At 40.6% G+C, this 26,623-nt stretch carries 27 protein-coding genes; 8 read left to right on the plus strand and 19 right to left on the minus strand.

The window, feature by feature from the left end; translation table 11 throughout:
- The first annotated feature begins 11 nt into the window (after positions 1 to 11).
- Positions 12 to 1,979, plus strand: a complete 1,968-nt coding sequence (locus SJY38_RS10260; RefSeq protein WP_377109703.1) for a phytase — start codon at positions 12 to 14, stop codon at positions 1,977 to 1,979.
- Positions 1,980 to 2,112: 133 nt separating this feature from the next.
- Positions 2,113 to 2,778: a hypothetical protein gene (locus SJY38_RS10265; protein ID WP_377109704.1), complete on the plus strand. Its 666-nt coding sequence runs from the start codon at positions 2,113 to 2,115 to the stop codon at positions 2,776 to 2,778.
- A gap of 67 nt (positions 2,779 to 2,845) precedes the next feature.
- On the opposite strand, the gene cyoE is transcribed toward SJY38_RS10265, so the two are convergent.
- The 17 genes from cyoE to SJY38_RS10350 form a co-directional block, all read right to left on the minus strand.
- Positions 2,846 to 3,730 (minus strand): heme o synthase, encoded by an 885-nt coding sequence (gene cyoE, locus SJY38_RS10270; protein ID WP_064386876.1) that lies wholly within the window; start codon positions 3,728 to 3,730, stop codon positions 2,846 to 2,848.
- Positions 3,731 to 3,739: 9 nt separating this feature from the next.
- A complete protein-coding gene (gene cyoD / locus SJY38_RS10275) occupies positions 3,740 to 4,096 on the minus strand; it encodes a cytochrome o ubiquinol oxidase subunit IV (RefSeq protein WP_377109705.1) in 357 nt (118 codons plus the stop codon).
- Positions 4,096 to 4,731 carry a cytochrome o ubiquinol oxidase subunit III gene (cyoC, locus tag SJY38_RS10280; RefSeq protein ID WP_055252952.1) on the minus strand — a complete coding sequence of 212 codons (636 nt, stop codon included), beginning with the start codon at positions 4,729 to 4,731 and terminating at the stop codon, positions 4,096 to 4,098. The genes cyoD and cyoC overlap by 1 nt, the downstream gene beginning before the upstream one ends.
- Positions 4,728 to 6,716 carry a cytochrome o ubiquinol oxidase subunit I gene (cyoB, locus tag SJY38_RS10285; protein WP_004587446.1) on the minus strand — a complete coding sequence of 663 codons (1,989 nt, stop codon included), beginning with the start codon at positions 6,714 to 6,716 and terminating at the stop codon, positions 4,728 to 4,730. Before cyoB ends, cyoC begins: the two co-directional genes overlap by 4 nt.
- Before the next feature lie 2 nt (positions 6,717 to 6,718).
- Positions 6,719 to 7,672 (minus strand): ubiquinol oxidase subunit II, encoded by a 954-nt coding sequence (gene cyoA / locus SJY38_RS10290; RefSeq protein WP_377109706.1) that lies wholly within the window; start codon positions 7,670 to 7,672, stop codon positions 6,719 to 6,721.
- A 310-nt stretch (positions 7,673 to 7,982) separates the two neighbouring features.
- A complete protein-coding gene (locus SJY38_RS10295) occupies positions 7,983 to 8,402 on the minus strand; it encodes a hypothetical protein (RefSeq protein ID WP_096042109.1) in 420 nt (139 codons plus the stop codon).
- A 1,162-nt stretch (positions 8,403 to 9,564) separates the two neighbouring features.
- Positions 9,565 to 9,777, minus strand: a complete 213-nt coding sequence (nqrM, locus tag SJY38_RS10300; RefSeq protein WP_004587136.1) for a (Na+)-NQR maturation NqrM — start codon at positions 9,775 to 9,777, stop codon at positions 9,565 to 9,567.
- A gap of 162 nt (positions 9,778 to 9,939) precedes the next feature.
- Entirely contained in the window at positions 9,940 to 10,971 is a 1,032-nt protein-coding gene (locus SJY38_RS10305) for an FAD:protein FMN transferase (RefSeq protein ID WP_377109707.1), read from the minus strand.
- Positions 10,972 to 11,069: 98 nt separating this feature from the next.
- On the minus strand, positions 11,070 to 12,299 hold the full coding sequence (gene nqrF, locus SJY38_RS10310) for an NADH:ubiquinone reductase (Na(+)-transporting) subunit F (protein ID WP_004587138.1): 1,230 nt from the start codon (positions 12,297 to 12,299) through the stop codon (positions 11,070 to 11,072).
- Between the two features lie 18 nt (positions 12,300 to 12,317).
- The gene (gene nqrE, locus SJY38_RS10315; RefSeq protein ID WP_004587139.1) at positions 12,318 to 12,926 is read right to left on the minus strand and encodes an NADH:ubiquinone reductase (Na(+)-transporting) subunit E; all 609 of its coding nucleotides are present in this window, start codon (positions 12,924 to 12,926) and stop codon (positions 12,318 to 12,320) included.
- Between the two features lie 10 nt (positions 12,927 to 12,936).
- Complete coding sequence (locus SJY38_RS10320; RefSeq protein WP_004587140.1) at positions 12,937 to 13,569, minus strand: NADH:ubiquinone reductase (Na(+)-transporting) subunit D; 633 nt, start codon at positions 13,567 to 13,569, stop codon at positions 12,937 to 12,939.
- The gene (locus tag SJY38_RS10325) at positions 13,569 to 14,321 is read right to left on the minus strand and encodes a Na(+)-translocating NADH-quinone reductase subunit C (RefSeq protein ID WP_004587141.1); all 753 of its coding nucleotides are present in this window, start codon (positions 14,319 to 14,321) and stop codon (positions 13,569 to 13,571) included. The genes SJY38_RS10320 and SJY38_RS10325 overlap by 1 nt, the downstream gene beginning before the upstream one ends.
- Positions 14,314 to 15,516 carry an NADH:ubiquinone reductase (Na(+)-transporting) subunit B gene (locus SJY38_RS10330; RefSeq protein ID WP_004587142.1) on the minus strand — a complete coding sequence of 401 codons (1,203 nt, stop codon included), beginning with the start codon at positions 15,514 to 15,516 and terminating at the stop codon, positions 14,314 to 14,316. The genes SJY38_RS10325 and SJY38_RS10330 overlap by 8 nt, the downstream gene beginning before the upstream one ends.
- A gap of 3 nt (positions 15,517 to 15,519) precedes the next feature.
- Positions 15,520 to 16,863 (minus strand): Na(+)-translocating NADH-quinone reductase subunit A, encoded by a 1,344-nt coding sequence (locus SJY38_RS10335; RefSeq protein WP_004587143.1) that lies wholly within the window; start codon positions 16,861 to 16,863, stop codon positions 15,520 to 15,522.
- 353 nt (positions 16,864 to 17,216) lie between these two features.
- Positions 17,217 to 18,410 carry an enoyl-ACP reductase FabV gene (fabV, locus tag SJY38_RS10340; protein ID WP_024034299.1) on the minus strand — a complete coding sequence of 398 codons (1,194 nt, stop codon included), beginning with the start codon at positions 18,408 to 18,410 and terminating at the stop codon, positions 17,217 to 17,219.
- Positions 18,411 to 18,534: 124 nt separating this feature from the next.
- Positions 18,535 to 18,846, minus strand: a complete 312-nt coding sequence (locus tag SJY38_RS10345) for a BolA family transcriptional regulator (RefSeq protein WP_004587145.1) — start codon at positions 18,844 to 18,846, stop codon at positions 18,535 to 18,537.
- Positions 18,847 to 18,901: 55 nt separating this feature from the next.
- Entirely contained in the window at positions 18,902 to 19,513 is a 612-nt protein-coding gene (locus SJY38_RS10350; RefSeq protein ID WP_273607319.1) for an alpha-ketoglutarate-dependent dioxygenase AlkB, read from the minus strand.
- 42 nt (positions 19,514 to 19,555) lie between these two features.
- On the opposite strand from SJY38_RS10350, the gene SJY38_RS10355 reads away from it, so the two are divergent.
- The 4 genes from SJY38_RS10355 to SJY38_RS10370 are packed head-to-tail and all read left to right on the plus strand — an operon-like array spanning position 19,556 to position 23,306.
- Positions 19,556 to 20,698: a methyltransferase gene (locus tag SJY38_RS10355; protein ID WP_273607318.1), complete on the plus strand. Its 1,143-nt coding sequence runs from the start codon at positions 19,556 to 19,558 to the stop codon at positions 20,696 to 20,698.
- A 1-nt stretch (position 20,699) separates the two neighbouring features.
- Positions 20,700 to 21,260, plus strand: coding sequence for a YajG family lipoprotein (locus SJY38_RS10360; RefSeq protein WP_096042114.1), 561 nt, complete (start codon positions 20,700 to 20,702; stop codon positions 21,258 to 21,260).
- A 2-nt stretch (positions 21,261 to 21,262) separates the two neighbouring features.
- Positions 21,263 to 21,880, plus strand: a complete 618-nt coding sequence (locus SJY38_RS10365; protein ID WP_004587149.1) for a peptidylprolyl isomerase — start codon at positions 21,263 to 21,265, stop codon at positions 21,878 to 21,880.
- Positions 21,881 to 21,926: 46 nt separating this feature from the next.
- The gene (locus SJY38_RS10370; protein ID WP_004587150.1) at positions 21,927 to 23,306 is read left to right on the plus strand and encodes an AmpG family muropeptide MFS transporter; all 1,380 of its coding nucleotides are present in this window, start codon (positions 21,927 to 21,929) and stop codon (positions 23,304 to 23,306) included.
- Positions 23,307 to 23,377: 71 nt separating this feature from the next.
- Here the strand turns inward: SJY38_RS10370 and SJY38_RS10375 are convergent, their stop codons facing one another.
- Positions 23,378 to 23,617, minus strand: coding sequence for a helix-turn-helix domain-containing protein (locus SJY38_RS10375; RefSeq protein WP_004587151.1), 240 nt, complete (start codon positions 23,615 to 23,617; stop codon positions 23,378 to 23,380).
- Between the two features lie 499 nt (positions 23,618 to 24,116).
- Here SJY38_RS10375 and SJY38_RS10380 point away from each other — a divergent pair, with 499 nt between their 5' ends.
- Positions 24,117 to 24,305: a hypothetical protein gene (locus SJY38_RS10380; protein ID WP_004587152.1), complete on the plus strand. Its 189-nt coding sequence runs from the start codon at positions 24,117 to 24,119 to the stop codon at positions 24,303 to 24,305.
- Positions 24,306 to 24,353: 48 nt separating this feature from the next.
- Here the strand turns inward: SJY38_RS10380 and erpA are convergent, their stop codons facing one another.
- Positions 24,354 to 24,692, minus strand: a complete 339-nt coding sequence (erpA, locus tag SJY38_RS10385; protein ID WP_002958911.1) for an iron-sulfur cluster insertion protein ErpA — start codon at positions 24,690 to 24,692, stop codon at positions 24,354 to 24,356.
- A gap of 248 nt (positions 24,693 to 24,940) precedes the next feature.
- Between erpA and SJY38_RS10390 the strand changes: the two genes are divergently transcribed.
- Positions 24,941 to 26,623: a chloride channel protein gene (locus tag SJY38_RS10390; RefSeq protein ID WP_055252948.1), complete on the plus strand. Its 1,683-nt coding sequence runs from the start codon at positions 24,941 to 24,943 to the stop codon at positions 26,621 to 26,623.

Consider the following 26,623-nt stretch of genomic DNA (forward strand, 5'->3'; position numbering starts at 1 on the left):
AGGATAAAATAATGAACTTTAAACTAAATACAATTTCAGCGGTGCTTGGCAGTGCACTCCTAATAACTGCAATAAGCGCTTGTACAAGTAATGACGATACGCAAAATAATACAGCTATTGCAAAGCCATATATTGAAAAAACAGATATTGAAACTAAATTATTCGGCCCACAACAAAACATGCAAGGCTCACAAGCCGCTGCACTTGGTAATAATCAATGGCTTATTGCCAGTGAAAGCCAAGGCTTATTAATTGCCGATAACGAGCAAAGCCGAGTGCTGCTCGCCGGAAACTTTGAGTCAATTTCACTAAAACAATTATCAGCGCAGCAATTTTTACTCTCAAGCATTGATAAAAGCCAAGACAACGTCGCCATCTTTAAGCTTGAAAAAAATGGTCAAACTTGGCAGATAAATGAACTCTCTCGTATTACCCCGCCTCAAGCTCAGCCTGATGCCGTGTGTTTATTTAAAAACACTGATAACAAGACTGTCTCAGCATTTGTGCCGGATGTTCGAGGCTTGATCAGCGAAACCATTATTTATGATTTAGCCACTAAACAAGCTAAAAATATTGCAGTACGTGAGTTCTCTGCAGTCACTGAGGCTTCAGGCTGTGCTGTTAATGATGAAACAAAAACCTTGTATGTGGGCGAAGCTGAACTCGGCGTTTGGGCTATCAATGCTGATGCTGAATCCGATGCCAATAAACAGCCAGTGGCATTAGTTGAGCCTTACGGTGAATTAAAAGCTGAAATCGGGGCATTATCAGTATCACAAGATGGTACTTTATGGCTTACTGCCACTGATGGCAATATGATCTATGCTTACCACGAAAATACTGAAAAACTAAGTCAGTGGTCACTTTCTGGCGATCACACCATTGAATCTGTTGCAGCGAGTTTGATCGATAACAATCAAGCGCAGCTAGTTTTAATTGATGATGAAACAGGAGCCTATATTCAAGCAAACGTTAACTACACAGCGCAAACAGTTACTTCACAAAACCAAGTCGCTATGACTCACATTTATGCCAGCGCACAAACAACGCCAGTTGCAGCATTTGGTGATGCAGCGGATGACCCGGCAATTTGGATAAATGAACACGACGCTAAAAGCAGCTTAATTTTAGGCACAGATAAACGCCGCGGCTTAATGGTTTATGATCTTGCTGGCAACAAAGTACAATCGCTTAATGTTGGGCGTTTAAATAATGTTGATGTACGCCAGCATCAGGCTATAAACAACGAAACCCAGACTTGGATCACAGCCAGCAACCGCACGCTTAACAGTATTAGCGTGTTTACTGTGGATAGTAATAATAAAGTAAGCCATGTAACAGAAGTAGCCACAAACCTGACTGAGATTTACGGTATGTGTATGTATTCGTCTGAATCTGGTCAATACGTATTTGTTAATGATAAATCAGGTTTATTCCAGCAATATAAACTCACCGGTGAGCAAGGTAACTTAAGCGGTAAACTGGTTAGAGAGTTTACCCTACCAAGCCAACCAGAAGGCTGTAGTGCCGATGATAAACTAGGCCAATTATTTGCAGGTGAAGAAGATGCAGGCATTTGGTATATCGGTGCAGAGCCAACCTCTGGCAACAAAGCGCTCATGCTACAAGGTGTAAATGAGCAACTTGTGGCAGATGTTGAAGGCATGGAAATCTATCATGCTGATGATACTCGTTATTTAGTGGTATCAAGCCAAGGCGATAATAGCTATGTGCTTTATAAAATATCAGATGATACACAGCCTAGCCTAAGCTTTGCAGGTAAATTTAATGTGATTGCTAATCTAGATAAAGGCATTGACGGCGCAGGTGAAACAGATGGCTTAACCGTTACAGCAAAACCTTTACCAGGCTATCCTGAAGGCATGCTTATAGTGCAAGACGGCTACAACCGTATGCCACTACAACCACAAAATTTTAAAATTATTGACTGGCGTGAAGTTAAAAAAGCGATTAAGTAAAAACCTACCATATTTAAACGCAATAAGGCTCTTACGAGCCTTTTTACTATGTGTATTTAAAATAAACCTATTAAATTTAGAGTTATTAAAGCTATATACTACAATTTAAGCTCATAAATTAATTGAGATTATTATGCGTTTACTTCTTACTTTGTTGATCATTACTATAAGCGGATACGCTTTTGCTGAGGAAGAGGCAGCAGAATTGCCACCACTCAACCCCAAATACAAGGCTGAGCATGCAATAGCACTGGTGAATAAAGGTTCAGGAATTTATGCGTTTAACTTACCCGGCTATAAATCACCGCACGATGTACAAGTGGTGTATAGGATTAAAAACCCCGATGTGGCTTTTTTAGATGTTGTACGCAACGCAGAGCTTATAACGCTAAAGCCCAAACCATTTAATATTCAACGCTTAATGCGCGGTGAAGAAATAACCATTACCGCAGATGTGTACGAAGGCAATTACAAAAAAGCAGGCAGCCTAATTTACACAAACAGAACAATAGAAATGAGTAAGCAGCTATATGCTCGCCAATTAAAAGATTTAGCTAAACCTAGCCAGTGGCAAGAATACGACATGATAGACCTAGGTAGCACAGAGCGAATTTACATACATAAAATTAGCCAAGCACCTAGTTTCAGCCACTTAATTTTTGTAGATTTGGTAAATGCCTGTATGCAAAAGTTTAGAACCTCAACCCTCCTTCCTAGCCAGAATGAGTTAACGTATAAATTTATAAACTGCGGCACCCTAAAACCTTTATTTTACGAAGCAGAAAGTTTAAAAAAATAGTTTCAAACATGAAAAAAGGCCCTTTCGAGCCTTTGGATTAACTTTGGAAATATAAAGCTTTAAAAAATTATATCAGTGTAAGCAGTTGTGGCGCTGCGCTGTGGTAGTCAACGGCCATAGCAATACTGAGTGCTGTAATATTTATAATAGAAAAAGCAAACACTTGGCGTGCCCAGCTCGTTAAATTAACATTACGGCGATAGCCACGCAGGGCCATAAGTAACCACCAAAAACTGGTAATACACGCCACTGCCATAAAGGCGGCGCCAGTGTAGCCACTTATTGGTAATAGCATGACGACTAAAGCGTACACAGCAATATAAAGTACAATATGGCGCTTCGCTTTATCAATACCTTGCGCTACGGGTAATACGGGAATACCTGCGGCTTGGTAATCTTTAAAACGAAAAATAGCAATGGCATATGAATGTGGCATTTGCCACAGACTAAACATAACTAATAATATTAATGCACCTATATCGAACTGCCCGGTTACAGCGCAGTAACCTACAACAGGAGGCACTGCGCCAGAAAGGCTACCTACAAACGTGCCATAAACTGAGTTGCGCTTCATGTAAAGGCTATAAACCCCAACATAAATGATATAGCCAAACGCTGCAAAAAATACCGCGGCTTGTGTGGTGTAAGCAATGAGTAAACCAAAACCTACAACCCCCAATAAAACCCCGTGACTTAGTGCAGCAAAGGCCGACATTTCGCCTGTTACTGTAACCCGCGTACGAGTACGTGCCATGGCTACATCTATGTCCCTATCAATTACATTGTTGATAGCACAGCCCGATGCAACCACAAGTGACAAGCCAATAAGCGTAACAACCATTAGCCATGGGTCTATATCCCCGCGCGAGGCAAGTAAAAAACCGCCTGCAACGCTGATAAGGTTGCCCATAATAATGCCTGGCTTAGTCACTGATAAATAACGACGAAACATCTTCAACTCCTAGTACATCATCATTGCGTTAGATTCGTAAATTATCCAAACCGATAACCCAACAACCATGACGATAATTAGGGCACTGAATAAAAATGAGAAGGTACTTGCACAACCATCTTCTGTCGTAAAATTAAGGTGTAAAAAGTATTTTAAGTGCACCCAAATTTGTACAATAGCTAAAGTAACAATGCTCCAAAGCGTAGTTACTTTTGAAAAGTCGCCTTCCATTACCATGTAAAACGGTATGGCGGTTAAAATTATTGATAGCACAAAGCCTATTAAGTACGTTTTAACGCTGCCATGAGACTCATCATGGTGCTCGTTTTGCATTTGCTTTAACGCGTGCGCTTCGCTGTGGCTCATTACATTGCTCCCATTAAATAAACAACGGTAAATACACAAATCCAAACAATGTCTAAGAAGTGCCAAAATAGGCTTAGGCAGCTTAAGCGTGTCACTGTTTGTTTACCTAAGCCGCGTTTAGCCACTTCTATCATCATAATACTCATCCAAATTAGACCCGCAGTTACGTGCAAACCATGTAAGCCTACTAACGAGAAGAATGAGGTTAAAAAGGCACTTTGTTGTGGACCATTACCATGCACAATTAGGTGATGAAATTCGTAAATTTCCATGCCTATAAACACAGCACCTAAACAAAAGGTAATAAACAACCAGGTGAGTGTTAGTGCCTTTTTTTGCCCTTGTGCGGCAATCATGGCAAAGCCAAAAGTAATACTACTAATGAGTAGCGCCGCTGTTTCTACAGCAACAAAGTCGAGTTCAAAAATGTCTTTACCTGATACACCACCGGCTGTGTTCATAAACAGCACGGCGTAAGTGGCAAAAAACGAGGCAAATAATAGGCAATCGGTCATTAGGTATAACCAAAAGCCAAAAATTGTATCGCCAGAGGTATCGTGATGCTCATGTGCATGATCATCGTGCGAAACTGAGTCTAAATGGGCAGTTTCTACATTCGCAGATAGTGTACTCACGCGCTTAGCTCCTTATTTCCACTAGAATTATACGCAGCTTCAATACGTGCGATTTCATCAGGTTGTATATAGTAATCAACATCGCTGGTGTAACAACGCTTGATAAATAAGGCAATTGCGCCAACAAAACCAACGGCAGCTAACCACCAGATATGCCAGATCATGGCAAAGCTAAATACAGTTAAGCTTGCTGCAATTAACACCCCAGATGCTGTGTTTTTAGGCATATGAATTGGGCTGTAGCTTGCTTTTGTTTGATACGCTTGGCCTTTTTCTTTCGCTTCGGTCCAGGCATCAATGTCATCAACGTGAGGAATAGTGGCAAAGTTATACACTTGTGGAGGTGAGCTAGTTGCCCATTCTAGTGTATGCCCGTTCCACGGATCGCCGGTTGTATCGTCAAGTGCTTCGCGGTCTCTAAAGCTGACAAATAGCTGCACGACTTGGAAAATAATACCAAACATAATAATGACAGCACCGCCTGCTGCAATGTATAACCACATGTTCCAATCTGGGTTATTAGTGTGGTTTAAGCGACGTGTCATACCTAAGAAACCAAGTACATACAACGGCATAAACGCCACGAAGAAACCAACTATCCAACACCAAAAAGACGCTTTACCCCATTTTTCGCTAAGCTTAAAGCCCATTGCTTTAGGGAACCAAAATACAAAACCTGCAAGGTAGCCAAATACAGCGCCACCAATGATTGTGTTATGGAAATGCGCAATTAAGAATAAACTGTTATGCAACACGTAATCGGCACCCGGAATAGCCAGTAGTACGCCGGTCATACCGCCTACTGTAAAGGTAACCATAAAGCCTAATGTCCAAAGTACAGGAACGCTGATACGTAAACGGCCGCGGTAAATGGTAAACAACCAGTTGAATAGCTTAACGCCAGTTGGGACGGCAATAACCATGGTCATTACCCCAAAGAACGCATTAACGTTGGCGCTCGACCCCATGGTGAAAAAGTGGTGTAGCCAAACAATAAAACCTAAAATAGAGATTGCACCGCTGGCATACACCATCGATTTGTAACCAAATAAACGTTTACCGGCAAAGGTTGAGATAATTTCAGAAAAAATACCGAAAGCAGGCAGTACTAAAATATAAACCTCAGGGTGACCCCACGCCCAAAACAGGTTGATGTACATCATGGCGTTGCCGCCCGCTGCATTGGTAAAAAAGTGAAAATCAAGGTAACGGTCAAGCGTTAGCATGCCCAGCACAGCAGTTAAAATAGGGAAAGATGCTGCAATTAAGATATTTGCCCATGTACATGCCCATGTAAAAATTGGCATTTTCATTAGGGTCATACCTGGGGCACGCATTTTAAACACAGTCGCTAAAAAGTTTACTGCAGTTAAAAGCGTACCGAGCCCGGAAATTTGCAAGGCCCAAATATAATAATCAACCCCCACCCCAGGGCTAAAAGTCAGCTCCGAAAGCGGCGGATACGCCACCCAACCTGTTTTTGCAAACTCACCAAATACAAGCGACAAGTTAATTAAAATGGCACCGCTGGCAGTAAACCAAAAACTTAGGTTATTTAAAAATGGAAAAGCGACATCGCGTGCGCCAATTTGCAGTGGCAATACAATGTTCATTAGGCCAATCATAAATGGCATAGCCATAAATATGATCATGATAACGCCGTGCGCTGTAAATATTTGGTCGTAATGCTCAGGAGGCAAATAACCAGGTGCACCGCTGGTAGCAAGTGCTAACTGCGCACGCATCATAATGGCATCAGAAAAACCACGAAACAGCATTATTAATGCTAAAAAGATGTACATTACGCCTAAGCGTTTATGATCAACAGAGGTGATCCAGTCGTGCCAAAGCACGCCCCACTTTTTATATTTAGTAATAAGCCCGGCAATAATAAGCCCGGCAATCGCTATCACCGTCATGGTAACCATTATAATTGGCTCATGAAACGGAATTGCATCGAGTGAAAGTTTACCTAAAAACGACATTATTATTCCTCGCCCTGGCTGTGAGATGAAGGCATTGCGTGTTCATTCATTTCATGGTGCTTTTTGCTCATTTGCCCATGCTCGCTCATCACTTGATGTTTTTTGTTCATATCGCCATGTGCCTGCATATATTTCATCACAATGGTATGAAATAGGCCGTCGTCGACCTTGCCATAATAGGCAACAGGATTGTTTTCACTGGCTTTTGCAAGTTCAACATAATTGGCATGAGTGAGGTTATTAGCATTGGCTTTAACGCTTGTTACCCACGTGTCAAAATCAGCTTGTGTTGGGGTGGCAATGGCATTGAACTTCATACCGGTAAAACCTGCGCCACTGTAATTAGCAGAAAAGCCTTTAAATGTGCCCGGCTCGTTTGCGATTAAATGAAGCTTGGTTTCCATGCCTGCCATAGAATAAATTTGACTACCTAGCTGAGGAATAAAAAACGAGTTCATTGTGCTTTCTGAAGTGATTTTGTATTCCACCGGCACATTTGCCGGAAATACCAATTCATTTACCGTTGCAATACCTTGCTCTGGGTAAATAAATAGCCACTTCCAGTTTAATGAAACCACCTCTACAGTGAGGTGCTCGCCTTTACCTTCAATAGGTTTATAGGGGTCTAAGTCTTGGGTAGACTGCCAGGTAATAACACCTAAAATAATAACGATAACAATAGGAACAGCCCAAACAACGGCTTCAATCTTATTTGAATGAGCCCATTTTGGTGCATAAATTTCATGATCTTGTGTGTCTCGGTATTTCCATGCGAAATACAAAGTCATCACAATAACGGGGATTACTACGAGCAGCATAAGGACAGTAGCAATGATGATTAAGTTTTTCTCATCAATACCTATTTGGCCTTTTGGATCGAGTATCCCGCCTTTACAGCCTGACAACGTCAGCACCGTACTAGCTAAAGCAATATTACAAAGGTTACGAATTAACAAGGGAATATCCTACAAACCTAGAGTTTTAATTTGCTGCTTTGAATAAAAATTAAGCAACGATTTTTCAATAAAAACCCAAGTTAACTAGAACTAAATTATAAAAATAAAGGGGACTGAACCCGCTGCAAGTGGATGCAAAAAATACCTAGCAACAAACCCAGCTTCTAAACGCATTTATTTAACGTAATAAAAGTTAACTTGGGTGAGTGTTGGTTGGCTGACGTGATAAAAACACGCGGCTACATTGCTAATGCAAACTTTAATTATTTACAGCAAGAAAAAATAATTAAAACCAGCAACAAGTGAAGCCTTACAGACAACCTGTAAAGCTAGGTGGAGCACGACAACCATGTGCAGCGGACACAGGTTGGTGTACTTTTGCCTCGCGAAAAGCGAAAGCGGCTTTACGAAGGATTATTCCAGCACGACGCGCCGGAAAAATATGGAACAATAACCAGCAAAGGCCAATGAGTAACTGACTAGATATGATCGGATGAGCTAAAAATTGCGTAACGTGCAGCAAAACAGGCTCAACAATAGAGCCATTGCTAAACAACGCTTCAAGCTGAAAGGCATCCTCTAATGCACCACTTAGCAGCATTACCGTATTAAACACTAATAATGTTATAGCGACACACACGCCCTTGCCCGCTTTATTCAAGCGCTCACACGTTTGCGGTTTGCTAGAAGCAAAAGCCGTATTTGTATGATGCAAAGAAAGTGTGTTCAAAGACATTAACCTACTAAATGACTAATAACAAAATTAGAGTAATAAAGCGCGCAATGGAAAAATTAAAAAAACATTGCTGCTGTAAGCCCTAAAACGAGGTGCTAAATACAATCAAACCGGCTAGCACACATTTACCTAGTGAGAATTGATCCGTATCAAACAAACTTTCAAAACTTACTGAAAGTTCGATGCTGAGTATAACAAAGACAGTTTTCGGTTCAACAAAAAATATAAAGTTTTGCGTTAAGCTTTCGCAGCTATTTTGTTAATAAAAAATAACATAATAAAAATAAAGACTTAGTTTATAAATATTTTATATTTAGGAAGCGTGAGCAGTAGAGATAAGAGGGATTAATGAAGTTAAAAATAAAGCCGCACAAACAAAAACAGCCCAAATTCAGTCACCACCGAACTTGAGCCGCCTTTCACACTGACAACATCTTCACACACATATAAAGATTCTTGGTTTACACTGCGTGGCAATTGTAGGGAATAAAAACAACTCAAAACCGGTCACCACCGACCTTGAGTTGCCTTTCACACTGACAACATCTTCACACACAATATAAAGATTCTAGGTTTACACTGCGTGGCAATAGTAGAGAATAAAAACAACTCAAGCTAAGTCACCACCGAACTTGAGTTGCCTTTCACACTGACAACATCTTCACACACAATATAAAGATTCTTGGTTTACACTGCGCGGCAATTGTAGGGAATAAAAACAACTCAAGCTAAGTCACCACCGAACTTGAGTTGCCTTTCACACTGACAACATCTTCACACACAATATAAAGATTCTTGGTTTACACTGCGTGGCAATTGTAGAGAATAAAAACAACTCAAGCTAAGTCACCACCGAACTTGAGTTGCCTTTCACACTGACAACATCTTCACACACAATATAAAGATTCTTTTAAGCGAGGCTAACTTTTATGCCTCAAGCTTATGACTAGAGCCTTGCTCTGTGTCTATGGTTAAACTTTAGAGTGTTAGCTCCAATTTGACAAACGAGAAAAATAAACCTAATAGGTGAAAAAAACTAAACTATAGACCTTGGTCTAATACATTAAGCTTGCGTTTATTTAAAACAGAGGTTGGACAATAAATATACAGGTACAAAAAAAGCGCCATAAGGCGCTTTTTGTCATTAAGCTACGGCTTAAATAATTTGGTTTTCTTTCCAGGCTTGCTCTTTAGCCATACGCTTTTTACGCTTATCACATGGATCGTCACAATCACAGGCTTTATCAATACCTACCGAGCCTAATCCACCGCAACTACTTGCCATAGATTTTCTTTGCACGATCATACCAACAGCCATAGCTATCACGATTAAAATTAATAAACCAAATGTAAGAAGAAAAAGTGACATTGCTTAGCCCCTATTGATCAGCAATAAATTATGCTCAAACATTGTTGAGCGACCGCTAAATTATACACCCAAAACCCACATAGATGCGAGAGAAGTCTATTTCAAAAAATCGGTTGTAATATGCGTTTAGCACTAATAAAGTTTTAGCTAAACGCTATTATATTACAAATAAGGTTTAAATGCAGTGCTCGCGTAAGTCACAATGCCTTTGTCTGATTTAGCCATTAAGTACACAGGTAAATCGTGCTTTTCAGCGTATGCTTTAGCATCGTCCATTCCCATAACCGTTAATGCGGTTGCTAAGCCATCTGCGGTCATTGCACTAGGATGTAATACAGTAACCGACACTAAGTCATGTTTGATTGGCATGCCTGTTACTGGGTCAATTAAATGAGTGTAAGTTTCGCCATCCATTTTATAAAAAATACGGTAGTCACCTGATGTTGCAATGCCATTCGTACCGGGCGCTAATACACGGTGAACTTTTCGCTCGCCTGGTGGCGCATCTGGCTGCTCTATCGCGATTTTCCAATCTTGGTTATTTGGCTTTTCACCGCCAATGCGCAGCTCCCCGCCTATTTCTACCATGTAGTTACTAATGTTTTGGCTTTCAAGTAATTGCGCTACTTTATCAATGCCATACCCTTTCGCTGTGGCCGAAAACGACAGCTCTAAACCATCAACTGTTTTAGCAAGGCCCTGCTCAGTAAGATTAAGTTTATCTACACCAATTTTTTCAATCATTGCAGCAAGTGCTTCATCACTTGGGCGCTTAGTTGGTTTTTTATCAGGTCCAAAGCCCCATAAATCTATTAACGGGCCCATCGTTACATCGAGCGTTTTGGCCGACTTACCTAAACGAATCGATTCACTCACCACAGCCCTAAAGTCTTCACTAATTGGCATAACTTGGTTGGCGGGTAATTTATTAAATGTGTTAATTTCAGAATCGGGGATATACGTAGACATAGACTGATTAACCGCTTTCAATTGCGTATCTATTTGCTGCTGTAATTTAGTGGCATCAACGCTTTTATCGTCGGCAAAGTATTTAATATGATAGGTGGTGCCCATCGTTTTGCCTTCTAAAAATACCTCCTGAGGTGTTTTATCAGCCCCACAGCCAGAGATAAATAGCATTATAGTTAATAAAAAAATACTGATAGCGCCTTGAGAACTGCTTACTCTGTTCATTAAATTAGCCCATGTAAAATAAAATAAAAAAAGCCCCGTAGCACAAAGTGCGACGAGGCCCGTATTTTAACCAAAACTAAGCTGTTTTGATATGGGTGTTAGCCACCGAAGTCATCTAGTAAGATGTTTTCGTCTTCTACACCTAGGTCTTTAAGCATGCCGATAACAGCCGCGTTCATCATTGGAGGACCACACATGTAGAACTCACAATCTTCTGGCGCTTCATGATCTTTCAAGTAGTTTTCATAAAGTACGTTATGGATAAAGCCTGTGTAACCTTCCCAGTTATCTTCTGGTTGTGGGTCAGACAATGCGGTATGCCATACAAAGTTATCGTTTTCAGCTGCTAAGCCGTCGAAATCTTCAACATAGAACATTTCACGCTCAGAACGCGCACCATACCAGAAACTAATCTTACGCTTAGAGTTTAAACGCTTAAGTTGGTCAAAGATATGTGAACGCATTGGTGCCATACCTGCACCACCACCTACGAATACCATTTCAGCGTCGGTGTCTTTAGCGAAGAACTCACCAAATGGACCTGAAATAGTTACCTTGTCGCCTGCTTTAAGTGACCAAATGTACGATGACATTTTACCACATGGTAGGCTTAGGTTTCTTGGCGGCGGCGTAGCAATACGCACGTTAAGCATGATAATGCCTTCTTCTTCTGGGTAGTTAGCCATTGAGTATGCACGAATTGTTTCGTCGTCTACTTTTGACTCCAGGTCGAAGAAACCAAAGTGATTCCAGTCGCCACGATACTCTTCAGGAATATCGAAATCTGCGTATTTAACATGGTGAGCAGGCGCTTCGATTTGGATGTAACCACCCGCACGGAAAGGCACTGATTCGCCATCTGGAATTTGTAGCTTAAGCTCTTTAATGAACGTTGCTTTGTTATCGTTAGAGATAACTTCACAATCCCATTTTTTAACACCGAAAATTGACTCTTCAAGTTCAATTTCCATGTCGTTTTTAACATTTACCTGACACGCTAAACGACAGCCTTCACGGGCTTCACCTTTAGAAATGTGATCAAGTTCTGTTGGTAAGATATCGCCACCACCTTCTTTAATGTGTACACGACACTGACCACAAGAGCCACCGCCACCACACGCAGATGATACGAAAATACCTGATTCAGATAGCGCGCCTAAAAGCTTGCTACCTGCTGATGTTTTAATGGCTTTGTCTGGATCGCCATTAATACCGATGATGATGTCACCGCTTGCAACTAACTTAGATTTAGCACCAATGATAACTAAAACTAGTAGTACAACGATAGCGATGAAAACACCAACGCCTAAGAAAATCTCATAACTCATGATTTATCCTCGCTACCTTTACAGTGAAATACCAGAGAATGACATAAAGCCAAGACCCATTAAGCCAACAGTGATGAAGGTAATACCTAAACCACGTAGGCCATCTGGCACGTCTGAATATTTCATTTTCTCACGGATACCTGCAAGTAATGTAATTGCAAGCGCCCAACCAACACCAGCGCCAACACCATAAACAACAGACTCGCCGAAGTTATAGTTACGCTCAACCATGAATGATACCGCACCAAAAATCGCACAGTTAACTGTGATTAGTGGTAAGAAGATACCTAATGCGTTGTAAAGTGCAGGGAAAAACTTATCTAATGCCATTTCCAAAATTTGCACAAGTGCTGCAATAACACCAATGAACGTTAAGAAACGTAAAAAGCTAAGGTCTGCTTCAGGGTAACCAAGCCACTCTAATGCACCCGGTGCAAGTACGGCATGGTAAACCAAGTTATTTACTGGTACAGAAATACCCAGTACCACAATAACGGCTACACCTAGGCCAATTGATGTAGTTACTTTTTTAGATACTGCTAAGAAAGTACACATACCTAGGAAGAAAGCTAAAGCTAAGTTTTCAATAAAAACCGCTTTTACAAATAAACTAATATAATGTTCCACTGCTTGCCCCTTACGCTTTAGCTTCTACTTGGTCTTTCTTATAAGTACGAAGTACCCATATGAATAAACCAATGATGAAGAATGCACTCGGTGGTAAAATCAATAGACCCATAGGTTGATACCAACCACCATCTTGTACTAATGGGATAATATCAACACCGAATAGTGTTCCCTTACCAAATAGCTCACGAATGAAACCAACAGTAAGTAATACCACTGAGTAGCCTAAGCCATTACCAATACCATCTAAAAATGACATAAGTGGCGGCGACTTCATTGCGTACGCTTCAGCACGACCCATTACAATACAGTTAGTAATGATTAGGCCAACGAATACAGAAAGCTCTTTCGCCGTAGCGTAAGAGAATGCTTGTAATACTTGGTCTACAACAATTACTAGTGAAGCAATGATCGTCATCTGTACGATAATACGTACTGATGAAGGTATGTGGTTACGAATGCTTGAAATGAACAAGCTAGAAAACGCCGTTACTAATGTCAAAGCAATTGACATGATTAAGGCATTTTTTAAGCTAGACGTTACCGCCAGAGCAGAACAAATACCAAGTACTTGTAATGCGATTGGGTTGTTAGCTAAAACCGGACCAAATAGGACCGACTTCATTTCTTTAGTATCAGCCATTATTTCAACGCTCCTTCACGTACCTTCGCAAGGAAAGGACCAAAGCCGTTTTCACCAGTCCAAAAGTCAACTGTGTGATCAACACCATTAGAAGTTAGTGTAGCACCTGATAAACCATCAATTTGATGTTCGTTGCTAGCACCGCTTTTCATAATGTTAATAGGTAACTCTTTACCTTGCCATTTAGCTGTCCATTGTGGGTTTTGAATTTCGCCACCCAGGCCTGGTGTTTCGCTATGCTTGTAAAAGTTGATGTTTTTAACTGTTTCGCCATCGCTTTCAAGCGCTAAGAAACCATACATTACACCCCAAAGACCGTAACCTTGGATAGGTAAAATGATTGCATCTGTAGAGCCATCTTCTTTTTTAGAGATGTAAACAGGTGAGTTTTTAGTCATACGCTGAATACCAGCGATGTCCTTAATCCCTTCTGCTTTAAGTGCAAAACTTCTTTGTTGGTCGAATTTCGATTTTTCGAAATCAAATGAGTTTGGATCAGCATCTTCAACAAATTCGCCAGTATCCATATCAACAACACGTGCTTCGATTTTGCCATCGAATGTGTCAGATACAGAGTTTGCGATTTCAATATCAGCTGCTGCTAAGATATTACGTTGAATATCTTGAGTTTTATTAGCTTGCTGTAAAGGACGAAGCTGTACAGAAGCAAACGATACAATAATTGCACACACTAAACATAGTGCTACAACAACCGTTAACGTTTTGCCGATTGATTCGTTATTACTAGACATTACGTGCCAACCTCCGCTTGATATTAGCTTGCACTACAAAGTGATCGAACAGTGGAGCAAATAAGTTAGCAAATAAGATTGCTAGCATCATGCCTTCTGGGAAAGCAGGGTTTACTACACGGATCATAACTACCATAAAGCCAATAAGCGCGCCGTATGCGAACTTACCTTTATCGGTAAATGCAGCTGATACAGGGTCAGTAGCCATAAAGAACATACCAAACGCAAAACCACCCAGTACTAAATGCCAATGCCAAGGCATTGCAAATACAGGGTTGCTCTCAGAGCCAACCGCATTTAATAAGAATGCAGTTGCCACCATACCTAGGAATACACCTAGTACAATGCGCCAAGAAGCGATGCGAACGTAAATTAAGAATAAGCCACCAATAAGCACAGCAAGTGTAGATGTCTCTCCTACAGAACCTTGAATGAAACCGTAAAATGCATTCCACCATAGCTCCATGTTGCTGTAATCAAGAGTGCCTACAAACGCTTGACCTAGCATAGTTGCACCAGAGAACGAGTCTACTGCAGTCCATACTGTGTCACCTGAAATTTGTGCAGGGTATGCGAAGAATAAAAACGCACGGCCCGCTAATGCAGGGTTTAAGAAGTTACGGCCTGTACCACCAAAGATTTCTTTAGCAATAACAACACCAAACGTAATACCTAACGCCACTTGCCATAAAGGAATAGTCGCAGGCAAAATAAGTGCAAATAATACAGAGGTTACGAAGAAACCTTCGTTAACTTCATGCTTACGCACAGAAGCAAACAGTACTTCCCAAAAACCACCTACTGCAAAAGTAACGGCGTATATTGGTAAGAAGAAACATGCCCCGTAGAACATTTTAGCGCCCCAGCCCGACTCAGCGGTTAATTCACCACCAAATAACTGGAACAAGCCAACCTGCCAAGAGTTTGCTAGTTCAAAACCTTGTGCTAAAGCACCTGCGGCCTGATGACCGATGTTGAACATACCAAAAAACATAGCTGGGAACGTCGCCATCCACACTAAAATCATCATGCGTTTTAGGTCGATATTATCGCGAACGTGAGTTGCGCCTTTATTTACATAACCTGGCGTGTAAAAAATAGTCGCGGCTGCTTCATACAGGGCGTACCATTTTTCGTGTTTACCACCTGGTTCAAAATGCGGCTCAATGTCTTCTAAAAATTTCTTTAAACCCATCTCTTAGCCTTCCTTCTCGATCGTTGTTAAGCAATCGCGTAGGATAGAACCATACTCGTATTTGCCCGGACAAACGAAGGTACATAACGCTAAATCTTCTTCATCAAGTTCAAGCGCGCCTAATGAAATTGCACTGTCTAAGTCACGTGAAATTAAGTCACGTAATAATAGGGTTGGCAAAATATCTAGCGGCATTACGCGCTCGTAGCTACCAATTGGTACCATGGCACGTTTTGAACCACCTGTAGACGTTGTCATTTTAAATAAACGACTCGGTGCAAGGTGAGAAAGGAATGTACGCGTTACAGAGAATTTATCACTACCTGGTGCAATCCAACCAAACAGCTCTTTTTCGCGACCTTCAAGTAAAACAGATACTTGAACGTGGTAGCGACCTAAGAATGCATGAGGACCTGAAGAAATAGCGCCAGATAAAACAGAACCAGAAATAACACGGTTATCACCGTCTTCTAATTCGCCTGCCACTAAATCATCTAATGAAGCACCTAGTTGTGTTTTCACTAAACGAGGGTTTTTAACGCGAGGACCTGCAAGCGAAATAACACGGTCTGTGTTGATTTCACCAGTAAGGAATAAATGACCATACGCGATAACGTCTTGGTAACCAATATGCCAAACTTGTTTATTAACAGATACTGCATCAAGGTGATGAATATGAGTACCAACTAAGCCTGCTGGATGCACGCCACCGAACTCATGTACTTCTACTTGAGCGATAGACGAGCTAGGAACTTGACTGCCAGCTTGCTTACATACAAATACTTTGCCATCGGTCAAACGCGAAACAACAGCAAGACCCGCTTCAAATGCAGCTGCATTTTCGGCAATAATTACTGCAGGATCTGCAGCAAGAGGGTTTGTGTCGATAGCGGTTACAAATATAGAGCTAGGATTTGCATCCAACGCAGCTATTTTGCTAAATGGGCGAGCACGAAGTGCTGTCCATTGACCTGACTGAACAAGTACTTCTTTGGCTTTTTCACGTGATAAGCTTGCAAGCTCATCTGCATTGAAAGAGTCAAAGGTGATTTGCTCACTGCCGTTTACTTCAATAACAACAGATTGCAGCACACGTTTAGCACCACGATTAATTTCTTTTACTGTACCAGAAGCTGGTGCAGTAAATAGGACGCCTGGGTTCTTTTTGTCTTCAAAAAGTACCTGGCCTTTTTTGACTTGGTCATCCACACGAACATGCATGGTTGGACGCATACCGATAAACTCTTCACCTAGCACAGCTACACGTTTGATGGCAGAGCCATCATGAATAACTTGCTGAGGCGCGCCCTCTATGGGTAAATCCAGACCTTTTTTTATGTTGATCATACGCACTTGCATTAATTAACGGAAAGAAACTGAAAAATCGTATCAACCACGTCGCCACTTGAGTTATCCAAGATATATCAAGGTACAAAAGAACAACTTGCTAGGAATATCAAACAAGCAACGCAGTAAAACTCCTCACATATTGCTTCGATTTTAACATCATTATGTACGACTATGCGAGTGTATTTATGAAAATTATACGACAGAAACGCTTATTTAGTTTTGTTAAGTGTTTTAAATAAAAATCAAGGTAGACCAAAGTGGTAGCCTAAGCACCTAACTGCCACAAAATATCTAAAACACTAAAAGCAAAAAAGCCGCAATAAGCGACTTTTTATAATTACAAAGTATGATTAGTCAATCATGTTTGCAATTGGCTTCACTGCATCTACATCTTGCTCATAGTCAACAGCGTCAATGCCAAAACCAAATAAACGTAAAAATTCGTTATGGTAGCCTACATAATCGGTTAGCTCATCAATTGAGCTCGTATCTACTTTATCCCAAACAGCTTGCACACGTGCTTGTACATCGTCTTCTAGCTCTTTGTAGTTTTGGAATAAGTGGCCGCCCTCGTCAAAGCGTGGGTTTTCACCGTATAGGTTTTCGCTAAATAAAGCATGAATTTGCTCAATGGTGCCTTCATAAGTGCCATCGGCTTTCATTACTTTAAATAAAGCAGAGATATATAGCGGCATAATAGGAATAGCAGAGCTTGCCTGAGTAACAACAGCATTTAACGACGACACATAGGCTTGACCATTTAAATCTTTTGTCGATTCTTTAATTGCAGCAGTTGCTCGGTCTAAATCTTCTTTTGCTTTACCTATAGTTGCGTGCCCGTAGATTGGCCACGTTAACTCTTTACCTATATAAGTATAAGCCGTGGTTTTAAAGTTATCGGCTAGTACGTCTGCTTCTTTTAATGCATCAATCCACATTTCCCAATCTTCACCGCCCATCACTTTAATGGTGTTGTCGATGTCATCTTGGCTTGCGGCTTCTACTGTTACTTCGTCAATTTCGCGCTTTGACGTATTTAAGTTTTTTGTAGTTACAGCACTGCCAATAGGTTTAAGTGTAGATGAATACACCTCACCTGTATTTGGATCGGTACGACGAGGCGATGCTAAGCTGTAAATAATACAGTCTACTTTGCCTAAATCTGCTTTGATTGTCTCGATTGCTTTTTGCTTAATTTCGTTAGAAAACGCATCGCCATTAATATTTTTTGACCAAAGCCCAGCTTCATCTGCAGCGTCTTGAAATGCTGCTGTATTGTACCAACCAGCAGAACCTGTTTTACGCTCTGTACCTTCTTTTTCAAAGAAAATACCCAGTGTTTTAGCCCCACCGCCAAATGCCGCCGTAATACGAGACGCTAAGCCGTAGCCAGTAGATGCACCGATTACGAGTACATTTTTAGGCGCATCTTTTAATTCGCCTTGTTGTTTTACATAGTTAATTTGCTCTTGAACATGCTCTGCACAACCTACAGGGTGTGCGTTAGTACAAATAAATCCACGAATTTTAGGCTTAATGACCATTGATCATCCTATATCTTTTACAATAAAAATTAGCGCTAGTTTAAAGGCTAATACTAAAAACACTGATCTGATCAGTTAAACCTGACCAAATACCCCTATTTATATTGGCTAACCTACATTGTGGTTAATTTAGCTTTGAGCCGCCCATACAATTTGGAGAGTCAGGTGCTTCGCCACCTTGCTCTGAAAATTCATCTGGCGTGTACGTATGAATCGCTAAGGCATGAATGTGATTTGCTAGCTCATCTTTTAGTACTTCGTTAATTTGGCGGTGGCGCTGTAGTAATCGCTTACCCGCAAACTCTTCACTTACCACAATTACTTTAAAATGCGACTCAGTACCGGCGCTATGCATATGGCTTTCGTTAATTACGTTTAAATGCTTACAGGCAATCGCGCTACTAAGCTTGTCTTGAATTTGTTGTTGCATTGACATTAAAACACCATATTTAGTCACTGATTTGTGCAGCTACTATAACAAGTTAATTTAACTAACTAAATTGCTTTTGTTTAATGTGCTCAATAAAGCGGTACGTTAAGCTGATCCGTGGGTGAGCAAGCGTAGTTTGTTTTGGGATTGCGTGCTGGTAGTCGCGCTGACTATGCCCACTCATCACTAAACAACTGCCGCTTTGTAATTTTAAGTCGGTGACTTTATTGGTGGCTTTTTGTTTTAATTTGAGTACGCGCTCAGCACCAAGCGATATACATACAATGGTAGGCTCAGAGCCTAGCTCTATTTCATCATCACTGTGCCAGCCCATGGTGTCGTTACCATCACGGTAATAATTGACTAATAACGAATTAAGCGGCTTATTTAAATGTCGCTCTAAACGTTTTCGCATTGCTAAAAGCACCTCATCCCACGGCTCTACTATTTGTTTACTGTGTGAGTAACCATATTCAATATTTAAGTCGCTCATAAAACATTGCAAACGTGGAATGGGCCCTGTTCTGCCATACACAGTGACATTAGGCTGCTGCCAATTAAGATTTTTTTGTAAATAATAAAATAAATCGAGGCTTTTTTGCGCACTAAGCGCCTTACTTTGATAAGAAAAGCCGTTTGGTAACTGTTGGGGGTTGGCGTTTTGCCGTTGCATGTTAGAATTTACCTACATTAGATTACTGATCAACAAACCATTATGACGACGCAAGCCCAGCTAGGCGATAAAACATTTACTCTTGAACGTTTCCCTTTGGATCAAAAAAACCGCAGTTTACAAGCGTGGGATTCGGCCGACGAGTACCTTATCAATTATGTTAACGAACATCACCCAGATTGTCGCTCATTACTAATTTTAAACGACGCGTTTGGTGCCCTTGCCTGTTATTTTAGTGAATTAACGGTTTGTTCAGTTAACGATTCTTATATTAGCCACCAAGCTGCAGCCTATAATTTAAAAGAAAATAAACTATCAACAGCCCAATTTACACAGTTAGATAGCTTATCTGCGCTGCCTGAAGAGGTTGATTTAGTACTTATAAAAATACCGCGTAACGTCGGGTTTTTACAGTTTCAATTAAGCGAGTTGAGTGAAGTACTTGCCCTTGGCACACCGGTTATTGCCGCGGGTAAAACAAAGGAAATTCATAACTCAACTATAAAAGCGTTTGAGCAATTTATTGGCGAGACCAAAACAAGCTTGGCCGTTAAAAAGTCGCGTTTAATATTAAGTACAGCTAAAGGCGGCTATAAAGAAGCTAACTTCCCGGTAAGTTGGCAGCTTGAAGGCACTGATTTTAATATAACGAACCATGCCAATGTGTTTTCGCGCGATTCGTTAGATATAGGTGCACGGTTCTTTTTTAATTACTTGCCGCAAACCTCAAAAGCAAAAAGCATTATCGACTTAGGTTGTGGTAATGGTGTGGTGGGTTTAATGACGTTATCACGCTGTCCAAATGCGTCGGTAACCTTTGTTGATGAGTCGTACATGGCGGTCGAATCTGCACGTTTAAATGTAGAACTTAACCAAGCAAATAAATTTGATGATTGCCAATTTATAGAAAACGATTGTTTAACCGGCTTTGCAAGAGACAGTGTGGATATGGTGTTGTGTAACCCTCCATTTCACCAAGCCCAAGCGGTTACAGACCACATTGCGTGGCAAATGTTTAAACAAGCAAAAGATACATTAAAAGAAGGTGGCGAGCTGCGTATTATAGGTAATCGTCATTTAGATTATCACGATAAATTAAATCGTATGTTTGGTAACTGTAAGCTATTAGGTTCAAACAAAAAGTTTGTAGTGCTCAGCGCAACTAAAAATAGTGGGATGCTATAAAATGAAATTAACTAAATTTATTTTAGCCTGTTGCTCCATGCTGGTGTTTAGCGCATGCAGTAACCAGCCAAACCAAGTGATATTAAACCCGGTTTATAAAAGTGGCCAAATTAGCGTTATTTCAGCCAGTTTAAGTACCAGCGTTATTGATTTACGTGGTGATAGCGCAACCCTTAAGCTTGTTGAGTCGGACAAAACCAAAACCTTTGCCAGCCAAGATATTGTAACCTCTGTTAAAAGCGTATTAGATAGCGCGCTAAACCGTAACGGGGCAAGCATTTCTAACCTAGCAACAACCCGCTTTGAACTAGACATTCATGCCCTACAAGCACAGGTGACTGAAAAGCTCATGAGCCATACCAGCGAAGCGCACATTGAGCTAGGCGTACGGGTCATTCGCTCTACCAGCAATTTTAGTAAAGTGTATCGTGGCAGTGCTAATTTAGAAGGGCCGCTGAGCCATGACCGCGCCAAAATTGAAGGTCAACTCAATAAGTTGACGGAACAAATTATAACCCGCATTGTATCGGACCCAGAATTAATTGAATTTTTAGAAGGTTAACAATGAAACGATTTTTAATCTGCTTAAGCCTACTATTTAGTGTAAGCACCTTTGCCGCGCAAGAAGGCCGTTTTGTCCAAAAAGACAATATTTTTCCGCGTGTAGAAATAGTCACGTCATTGGGTAGCATTGTGGTTGAGCTAGACCGCTCAAAAGCCCCTATTACGGTAAATAACTTTTTAACCTACGTAATGGATAAAAGTTACCAAGGCAGTATATTCCACCGTGTAGAACGTGATGTTGAAAACGACCGTGACTTTGTAATACAAGGTGGTGGCTACGATAAAGACCTTGATGGCTTACACGAAAACGACCCTATATTTAACGAAAGTGGCAATGGTTTGAAAAATGATATGTACAGCATCGCTATGGCATATCAAGACCGTGAACCGCATTCAGGAACTCGCCAATTCTTTTTTAATATGGATGATAACGATCATTTAAACCCAGGTAGAGATTGGGGCTTTGCCGTGTTTGGCAATGTAATGGATGGTTACGACACGCTAGATAAAATTATGGCTGTAGAAACCGGCTTTAATGAAAAAATTGGCTACGACTTTGTACCAAAAACGCCTGTTGTTATTTTAAATATTAAAGTACTTGAGCAAACCCCATTATAAATCACTGAGGTGCAACTAAGTTGCACCCAACGCCAATGAAGGCCCTATGAGCAAAACCCTCTCAGTAAGCGAATATTTCTCGTATTTTAAAGATAAACGTTTAATCAATATTTTTATATTTGGTATGAGCAGTGGTTTTCCATGGGTACTGATTGGCTCTGTAATGTCGGCTTGGCTAAAAGACGAAGGCCTAAGCCGCAGTATGATTGGCTTATTTGGTATTGTATTTGGCGCATATAGCATTAATTTTATGTGGTCGCCGCTTATTGATAGAACCAAACTGCCGTTATTGTACAAATGGTTCGGGCAACGTCGCAGCTGGATTTTATTTTGCCAAAGCTTTATGTTTATTGGCACCCTGCTTTTAGCGGGGCTTGATTTAAAAGCAAACTTAGCGATTGCCGCCGGCTTGTGTTTACTCATCGCAGTCGCCTCTGCCACACAAGACATAGCAATTGATGCTTTTAGAATAGACACGTTAAGCGAAAACGAATCTCATAAAGCCACTGCAGCTGCTGCTATGGCCACATCGGGTTGGTGGACAGGTTATGCATTACTAGGGGCTATTCCTTTTTACATGGCCGATATCCCCTCTTTAGATTGGCCACAAGTGTATTACTTTTTAGCCGCTGTTATGTTGATACTAATGAGCGGTGTGTTATTTGCCAAAGAGCCTAAATCAAACCGAGAAGCTGTTCACGCAGAGCTTGAGCGCGTATACCTTGAAAAACTAGCCAGCATTAAGCAAACGCCCTTTACTAAAGTGATTGCTTGGCTTGGCGTTACAGTGGTTGATCCCTTTAAAACCTTTTTTGCTAAAAATGGGGTTAAAACAGCCCTTGCCTTATTAGCATTTATTTTCTTATTTAAAATAGGCGAAGCTTTTTTAGGGCGTATGTCGATTGTTTTTTATAAAGAAATAGGCTTTAGCAACAGCGACATAGCTACTTTTTCAAAAGTAGGCACTGCAGTACTCACCATTGCTTTTACCTTTGTGGGCAGCTTGTTCAATCAAAAGTACGGCATTGTAAAAGGGTTATTTATAAGTGGCGTTGCTATGGCGGGGTCTAATTTAGCATTTTCGGCTATTGCGCTGGTTGGCCCTAATTTAGGCTTATACGCTTTTGCTATTGTAATTGATGGCTTTACTCAGGCTTGGTCGTTAGTGGCTATGGTGGCATTTATATCGATGTTATGTGACCGAGCATTTAGTGCAACACATTATGCATTACTGGCTTCACTTGGGAATTTAGGGCGTACATTGCTTTCAAGTTACAGTGGTGTAGTTATTGATGATTGGCTAATGGGAAATTGGGCATTATTTTTTGTGTTAACGGCATTAATGGTAATACCTTCGCTGGTGTTTTTATATTTGATTAGGCATAAGCTCTATCAGTTAGAGCAAAATTACCATAAAAATATGTAATGCATCCCTGCATTAACGTGATTTGCTTAGGCCGTTCAAGTGCCCCTTATAACACCCTAAGCAAAACAATATTAATCCGCTTTAATTAAGCCTAGCGCTTCATGCGGATCAACTTCAAGTGCATTACAGTAACGTACAAACTCAATAACATCTAAGCGGCGTTCTTGATTTTCAATCTTACCGATAAATGAGTGAGGTGTTCCTAGCACTTGTGCCAGGCTACGCATTGTATGACCCTTTTCATGGCGTTTTGTTTTAAGCCATTTAGTTAGCTTTTCGTTTTCTTCAGAAGAAACAGTCTTGCCCATCATTTTACATCTCCTACTAGATGATATGACATACCCGTCAAAGCAGTAGTCACACAATGATTGGAGGCATATAAGCAGATACCCACTACATTACTCAATAGCAAGCTATTGCTTAAATAAGCAAAGGTATTGCTACTTATTCAACCTACCAATCTATTCAGTGCTAACCCGCAAAAATAGGATATAGGTTTATTTTTATTAAGAGTGAAATTTTGCCCGTCTCACTCTTGGATACATTATATACTATTAACAGTTCGGTTAAATAATTAATTACATAGTTTGCATAAATTTACCCAACCACTAACCTTTACTTGTGCTGAATATTTAAGTTAACGTACCAAAAATATTAAGTTTTTTCCTAAAAAATTAATTGTAAGATAAAAGCACTTTGTTACAAATTAACGTGCGAATAACCTTGCTGTATTGATGTTTAAACAACAGTAAGGGTAAAAAAGTTCCCATAAATAACGTTTTTCCCTAATTGAGGGACTAAAGAGGAAGTATGTTTAGAGTCTTATTTTTGTTGCCTATTTTACTATGCTTTTTATGGTTTTTGTTTTTACGTCACTACGGAGTACCCATTAAACAAGGTAAAAAAGGCTTTTTATACATACTTGCCTTTTCTGCTTTTGTATTAGGCTTTTTTGTATTAATAATGCAGTTTACCCATTACAGCCCAATTGAATTTTAGGCATTAAAAAAGCCGCTAACGCGGCTTTAATAGCTAAGCGTAAATTGCTTAAACGCTAAAACTTGCACCACACCCACAGGTAGTCGTTGCATTAGGATTAGATACAAAAAAGCGTGCGCCTTCTAACCCTTCTGTGTAATCCACTTCGCCATCAACTAAGTACTGAATACTCATTGGGTCAATAACCAGGGTTACACCATTTTTAACTATTTCTAAATCGCCAGGATTTGCTTTTTCATCAAAAGTAAAACCATATTGAAAACCAGAACAACCACCACCTGTTACGTAAACACGCAGTTTTAAATCTGGATTTTCTTCTTCGTCGATTAACTGTTTAACACGAACAGCAGCTGCATCGCTGAACTTTATTGGTAATTCTTCAGACATTTTAAAACCCTCAATATCGCAATGGCGTGATTATCTAATACCCGAGTGTTTTAATCAAGTATAGTCAAACATCTCTTGCGCTATCTTAGGCTTTTAACTATTGCTTTAGCCGATACGATAGCAAAATGTGTTTTCAGTGATTGCTGTAATATTTGTTAATATAAGTGTTTAAAATTGCAAAATCACAAGGACTTACCTGCACACTTTTGTTAAACTGCTCGCTGAAAAAATGTGGCGGAGAATACAGCATGTGGCTTGAGCAACTCAGGCGTCGATTAGCAAAACCAAAAACCTCTGTGCAATTATGCTTATTAGGCGTAAGTGCTGGTTTAATTGCTGCATTTTTTATTATTTTATTTCGCTTAACGATTCTGTTTTTTCAAAGCTTATTTTTAGACACTCCCGATAATTTTACTACTATCCCCACTCTTGAACGGGTTTTAATGCCGTTAATTGCTGCGCTACTGATTGCTACATTTGCTGCATTTACTGGCTTTAAGCACTACCGATTAGGCATTCCTTTTGTTATTCATCGCATTAAACGCCACTACGGGCAAATGCCGCTTTACAACACCGTAAACCAATTTGTTGGTGGTGCACTGGCACTTATTAGTGGTTTTTCGGTTGGCCGCGAAGGGCCATCTGTTCATATGGGCGCCACTGGCGCAAGTATATTAGCCGATAAACTTCATTTACCGCATAACGCCATGCGTACATTAAGTGGCTGTGGTGTCGCCGCTGGTATTGCGGCCTCGTTTAATACCCCACTGGCTGCGGTTATTTTTGTAATGGAAGTGGTGCTACGTGAGTACAAAGTGCATATTTTTGTACCAATTATGCTTGCCGCACTAACTGGTGCATTAGCAACCCAATTTGTGTTTGGTGAAGGCTCAGAGCTTGCACTTATTAGCATTACGCCATTGAGTGGTTGGCATTACCCATATTTAATTTTATGTGGCATGGCCTTAGGGGCAATTGCCTATAGCTTTAATCAAAATTTAATGCTGATCATAAAAACATTTAAACCTTTAAGCATGTTTCCTCGTTTACTCATTGCAGGTTGTATTGCGAGTATTATTGCCTATGCAGTTCCCCAAGCAATGGGTTCGGGTATGAGTGCGATTACTATTGCGGTTGAATCGCCTGAAAACGCGCAGCTACTTACCACTATTTTAATAGCTAAACTGCTGGCGACCCTGTTTGCCATTGGCCTAGGAATACCGGGCGGCTTAATAGGCCCCGTTATTGGGCTAGGTGTATTAACAGGTACTTTAATGGCCTTTTTTGCCCAATTTATAAGCCCAGGTGCTGACATTGCAGGCACATACGGCGTATTAGGAATGGCAGGATTACTCGCAGCTACATTACATGCGCCGTTAGCAGCATTAACAACTGTGATGGAGCTTACGTCCTCGCCAGAGATTATTGTACCGGCCATGTTAGTGATAACAACCGCCTATGTAACGGCGCTGCAAGTATTTGGCAATCGGTCTATATTTTTGCAACAGCTTGATTTTCAGGGGCTACCCTATCATGTATCGCCCGCAACGGAGGCGCTACAAAAAGTGGGCATAATGGATGATATGGATGAGGACTTTAAACTGCTTTATTCAGACGATAAAGAGCAAATTAAAAACACCTTAGACGCCATGGACAGCCAAACCCCTTTAATAGTTTACGATGAAGAAAACGGCTATCGCCTAGCAGAGTATGACCTTACCCTGATGTCGGGCGAAAACATAAATATAAACTACATTAGCTTACAAGGCATTAGCAGCCAGTCGACCTTAGCTGATGCCTTTGATATTTTAAAAGATAAACGCAGCGGCGCCCTGTATGTATACAACTTGCTAGATGATCAGCAAATAATGGGGCTATTACGCTGGGATCAAATAAATAATATTTTAACTATTCGTAACAGCCTACTTTAG

It is taken from the genome of Pseudoalteromonas sp. R86517 (genome assembly GCF_042466295.1).
Taxonomy (GTDB): Bacteria; Pseudomonadota; Gammaproteobacteria; order Enterobacterales; family Alteromonadaceae; genus Pseudoalteromonas; species Pseudoalteromonas atlantica.

Excerpts from the sequence above, each read along its gene's own strand:
- SJY38_RS10360 (WP_096042114.1), top strand. The coding sequence starts at position 20,700 with ATGAAATTAACTAAATTTATTTTAGCCTGTTGCTCCATGCTGGTGTTT.
- erpA (WP_002958911.1), bottom strand. The coding sequence starts at position 24,692 with ATGTCTGAAGAATTACCAATAAAGTTCAGCGATGCAGCTGCTGTTCGT.
- SJY38_RS10320 (WP_004587140.1), bottom strand. The coding sequence starts at position 13,569 with ATGGCTGATACTAAAGAAATGAAGTCGGTCCTATTTGGTCCGGTTTTA.
- fabV (WP_024034299.1), bottom strand. The coding sequence starts at position 18,410 with ATGGTCATTAAGCCTAAAATTCGTGGATTTATTTGTACTAACGCACAC.
- cyoE (WP_064386876.1), bottom strand. The coding sequence starts at position 3,730 with ATGTTTCGTCGTTATTTATCAGTGACTAAGCCAGGCATTATTATGGGC.
- nqrM (WP_004587136.1), bottom strand. The coding sequence starts at position 9,777 with ATGTCACTTTTTCTTCTTACATTTGGTTTATTAATTTTAATCGTGATA.
- cyoB (WP_004587446.1), bottom strand. The coding sequence starts at position 6,716 with ATGTCGTTTTTAGGTAAACTTTCACTCGATGCAATTCCGTTTCATGAG.
- cyoD (WP_377109705.1), bottom strand. The coding sequence starts at position 4,096 with ATGAGCCACAGCGAAGCGCACGCGTTAAAGCAAATGCAAAACGAGCAC.
- SJY38_RS10355 (WP_273607318.1), top strand. The coding sequence starts at position 19,556 with ATGACGACGCAAGCCCAGCTAGGCGATAAAACATTTACTCTTGAACGT.
- SJY38_RS10345 (WP_004587145.1), bottom strand. The coding sequence starts at position 18,846 with ATGTCAATGCAACAACAAATTCAAGACAAGCTTAGTAGCGCGATTGCC.
- SJY38_RS10335 (WP_004587143.1), bottom strand. The coding sequence starts at position 16,863 with ATGATCAACATAAAAAAAGGTCTGGATTTACCCATAGAGGGCGCGCCT.
- SJY38_RS10375 (WP_004587151.1), bottom strand. The coding sequence starts at position 23,617 with ATGATGGGCAAGACTGTTTCTTCTGAAGAAAACGAAAAGCTAACTAAA.
- SJY38_RS10265 (WP_377109704.1), top strand. The coding sequence starts at position 2,113 with ATGCGTTTACTTCTTACTTTGTTGATCATTACTATAAGCGGATACGCT.
- SJY38_RS10350 (WP_273607319.1), bottom strand. The coding sequence starts at position 19,513 with ATGCAACGGCAAAACGCCAACCCCCAACAGTTACCAAACGGCTTTTCT.
- SJY38_RS10390 (WP_055252948.1), top strand. The coding sequence starts at position 24,941 with ATGTGGCTTGAGCAACTCAGGCGTCGATTAGCAAAACCAAAAACCTCT.
- SJY38_RS10380 (WP_004587152.1), top strand. The coding sequence starts at position 24,117 with ATGTTTAGAGTCTTATTTTTGTTGCCTATTTTACTATGCTTTTTATGG.
- nqrF (WP_004587138.1), bottom strand. The coding sequence starts at position 12,299 with ATGAGTTATGAGATTTTCTTAGGCGTTGGTGTTTTCATCGCTATCGTT.
- SJY38_RS10370 (WP_004587150.1), top strand. The coding sequence starts at position 21,927 with ATGAGCAAAACCCTCTCAGTAAGCGAATATTTCTCGTATTTTAAAGAT.
- SJY38_RS10260 (WP_377109703.1), top strand. The coding sequence starts at position 12 with ATGAACTTTAAACTAAATACAATTTCAGCGGTGCTTGGCAGTGCACTC.
- SJY38_RS10305 (WP_377109707.1), bottom strand. The coding sequence starts at position 10,971 with ATGAACAGAGTAAGCAGTTCTCAAGGCGCTATCAGTATTTTTTTATTA.
- SJY38_RS10330 (WP_004587142.1), bottom strand. The coding sequence starts at position 15,516 with ATGGGTTTAAAGAAATTTTTAGAAGACATTGAGCCGCATTTTGAACCA.
- SJY38_RS10365 (WP_004587149.1), top strand. The coding sequence starts at position 21,263 with ATGAAACGATTTTTAATCTGCTTAAGCCTACTATTTAGTGTAAGCACC.
- SJY38_RS10325 (WP_004587141.1), bottom strand. The coding sequence starts at position 14,321 with ATGTCTAGTAATAACGAATCAATCGGCAAAACGTTAACGGTTGTTGTA.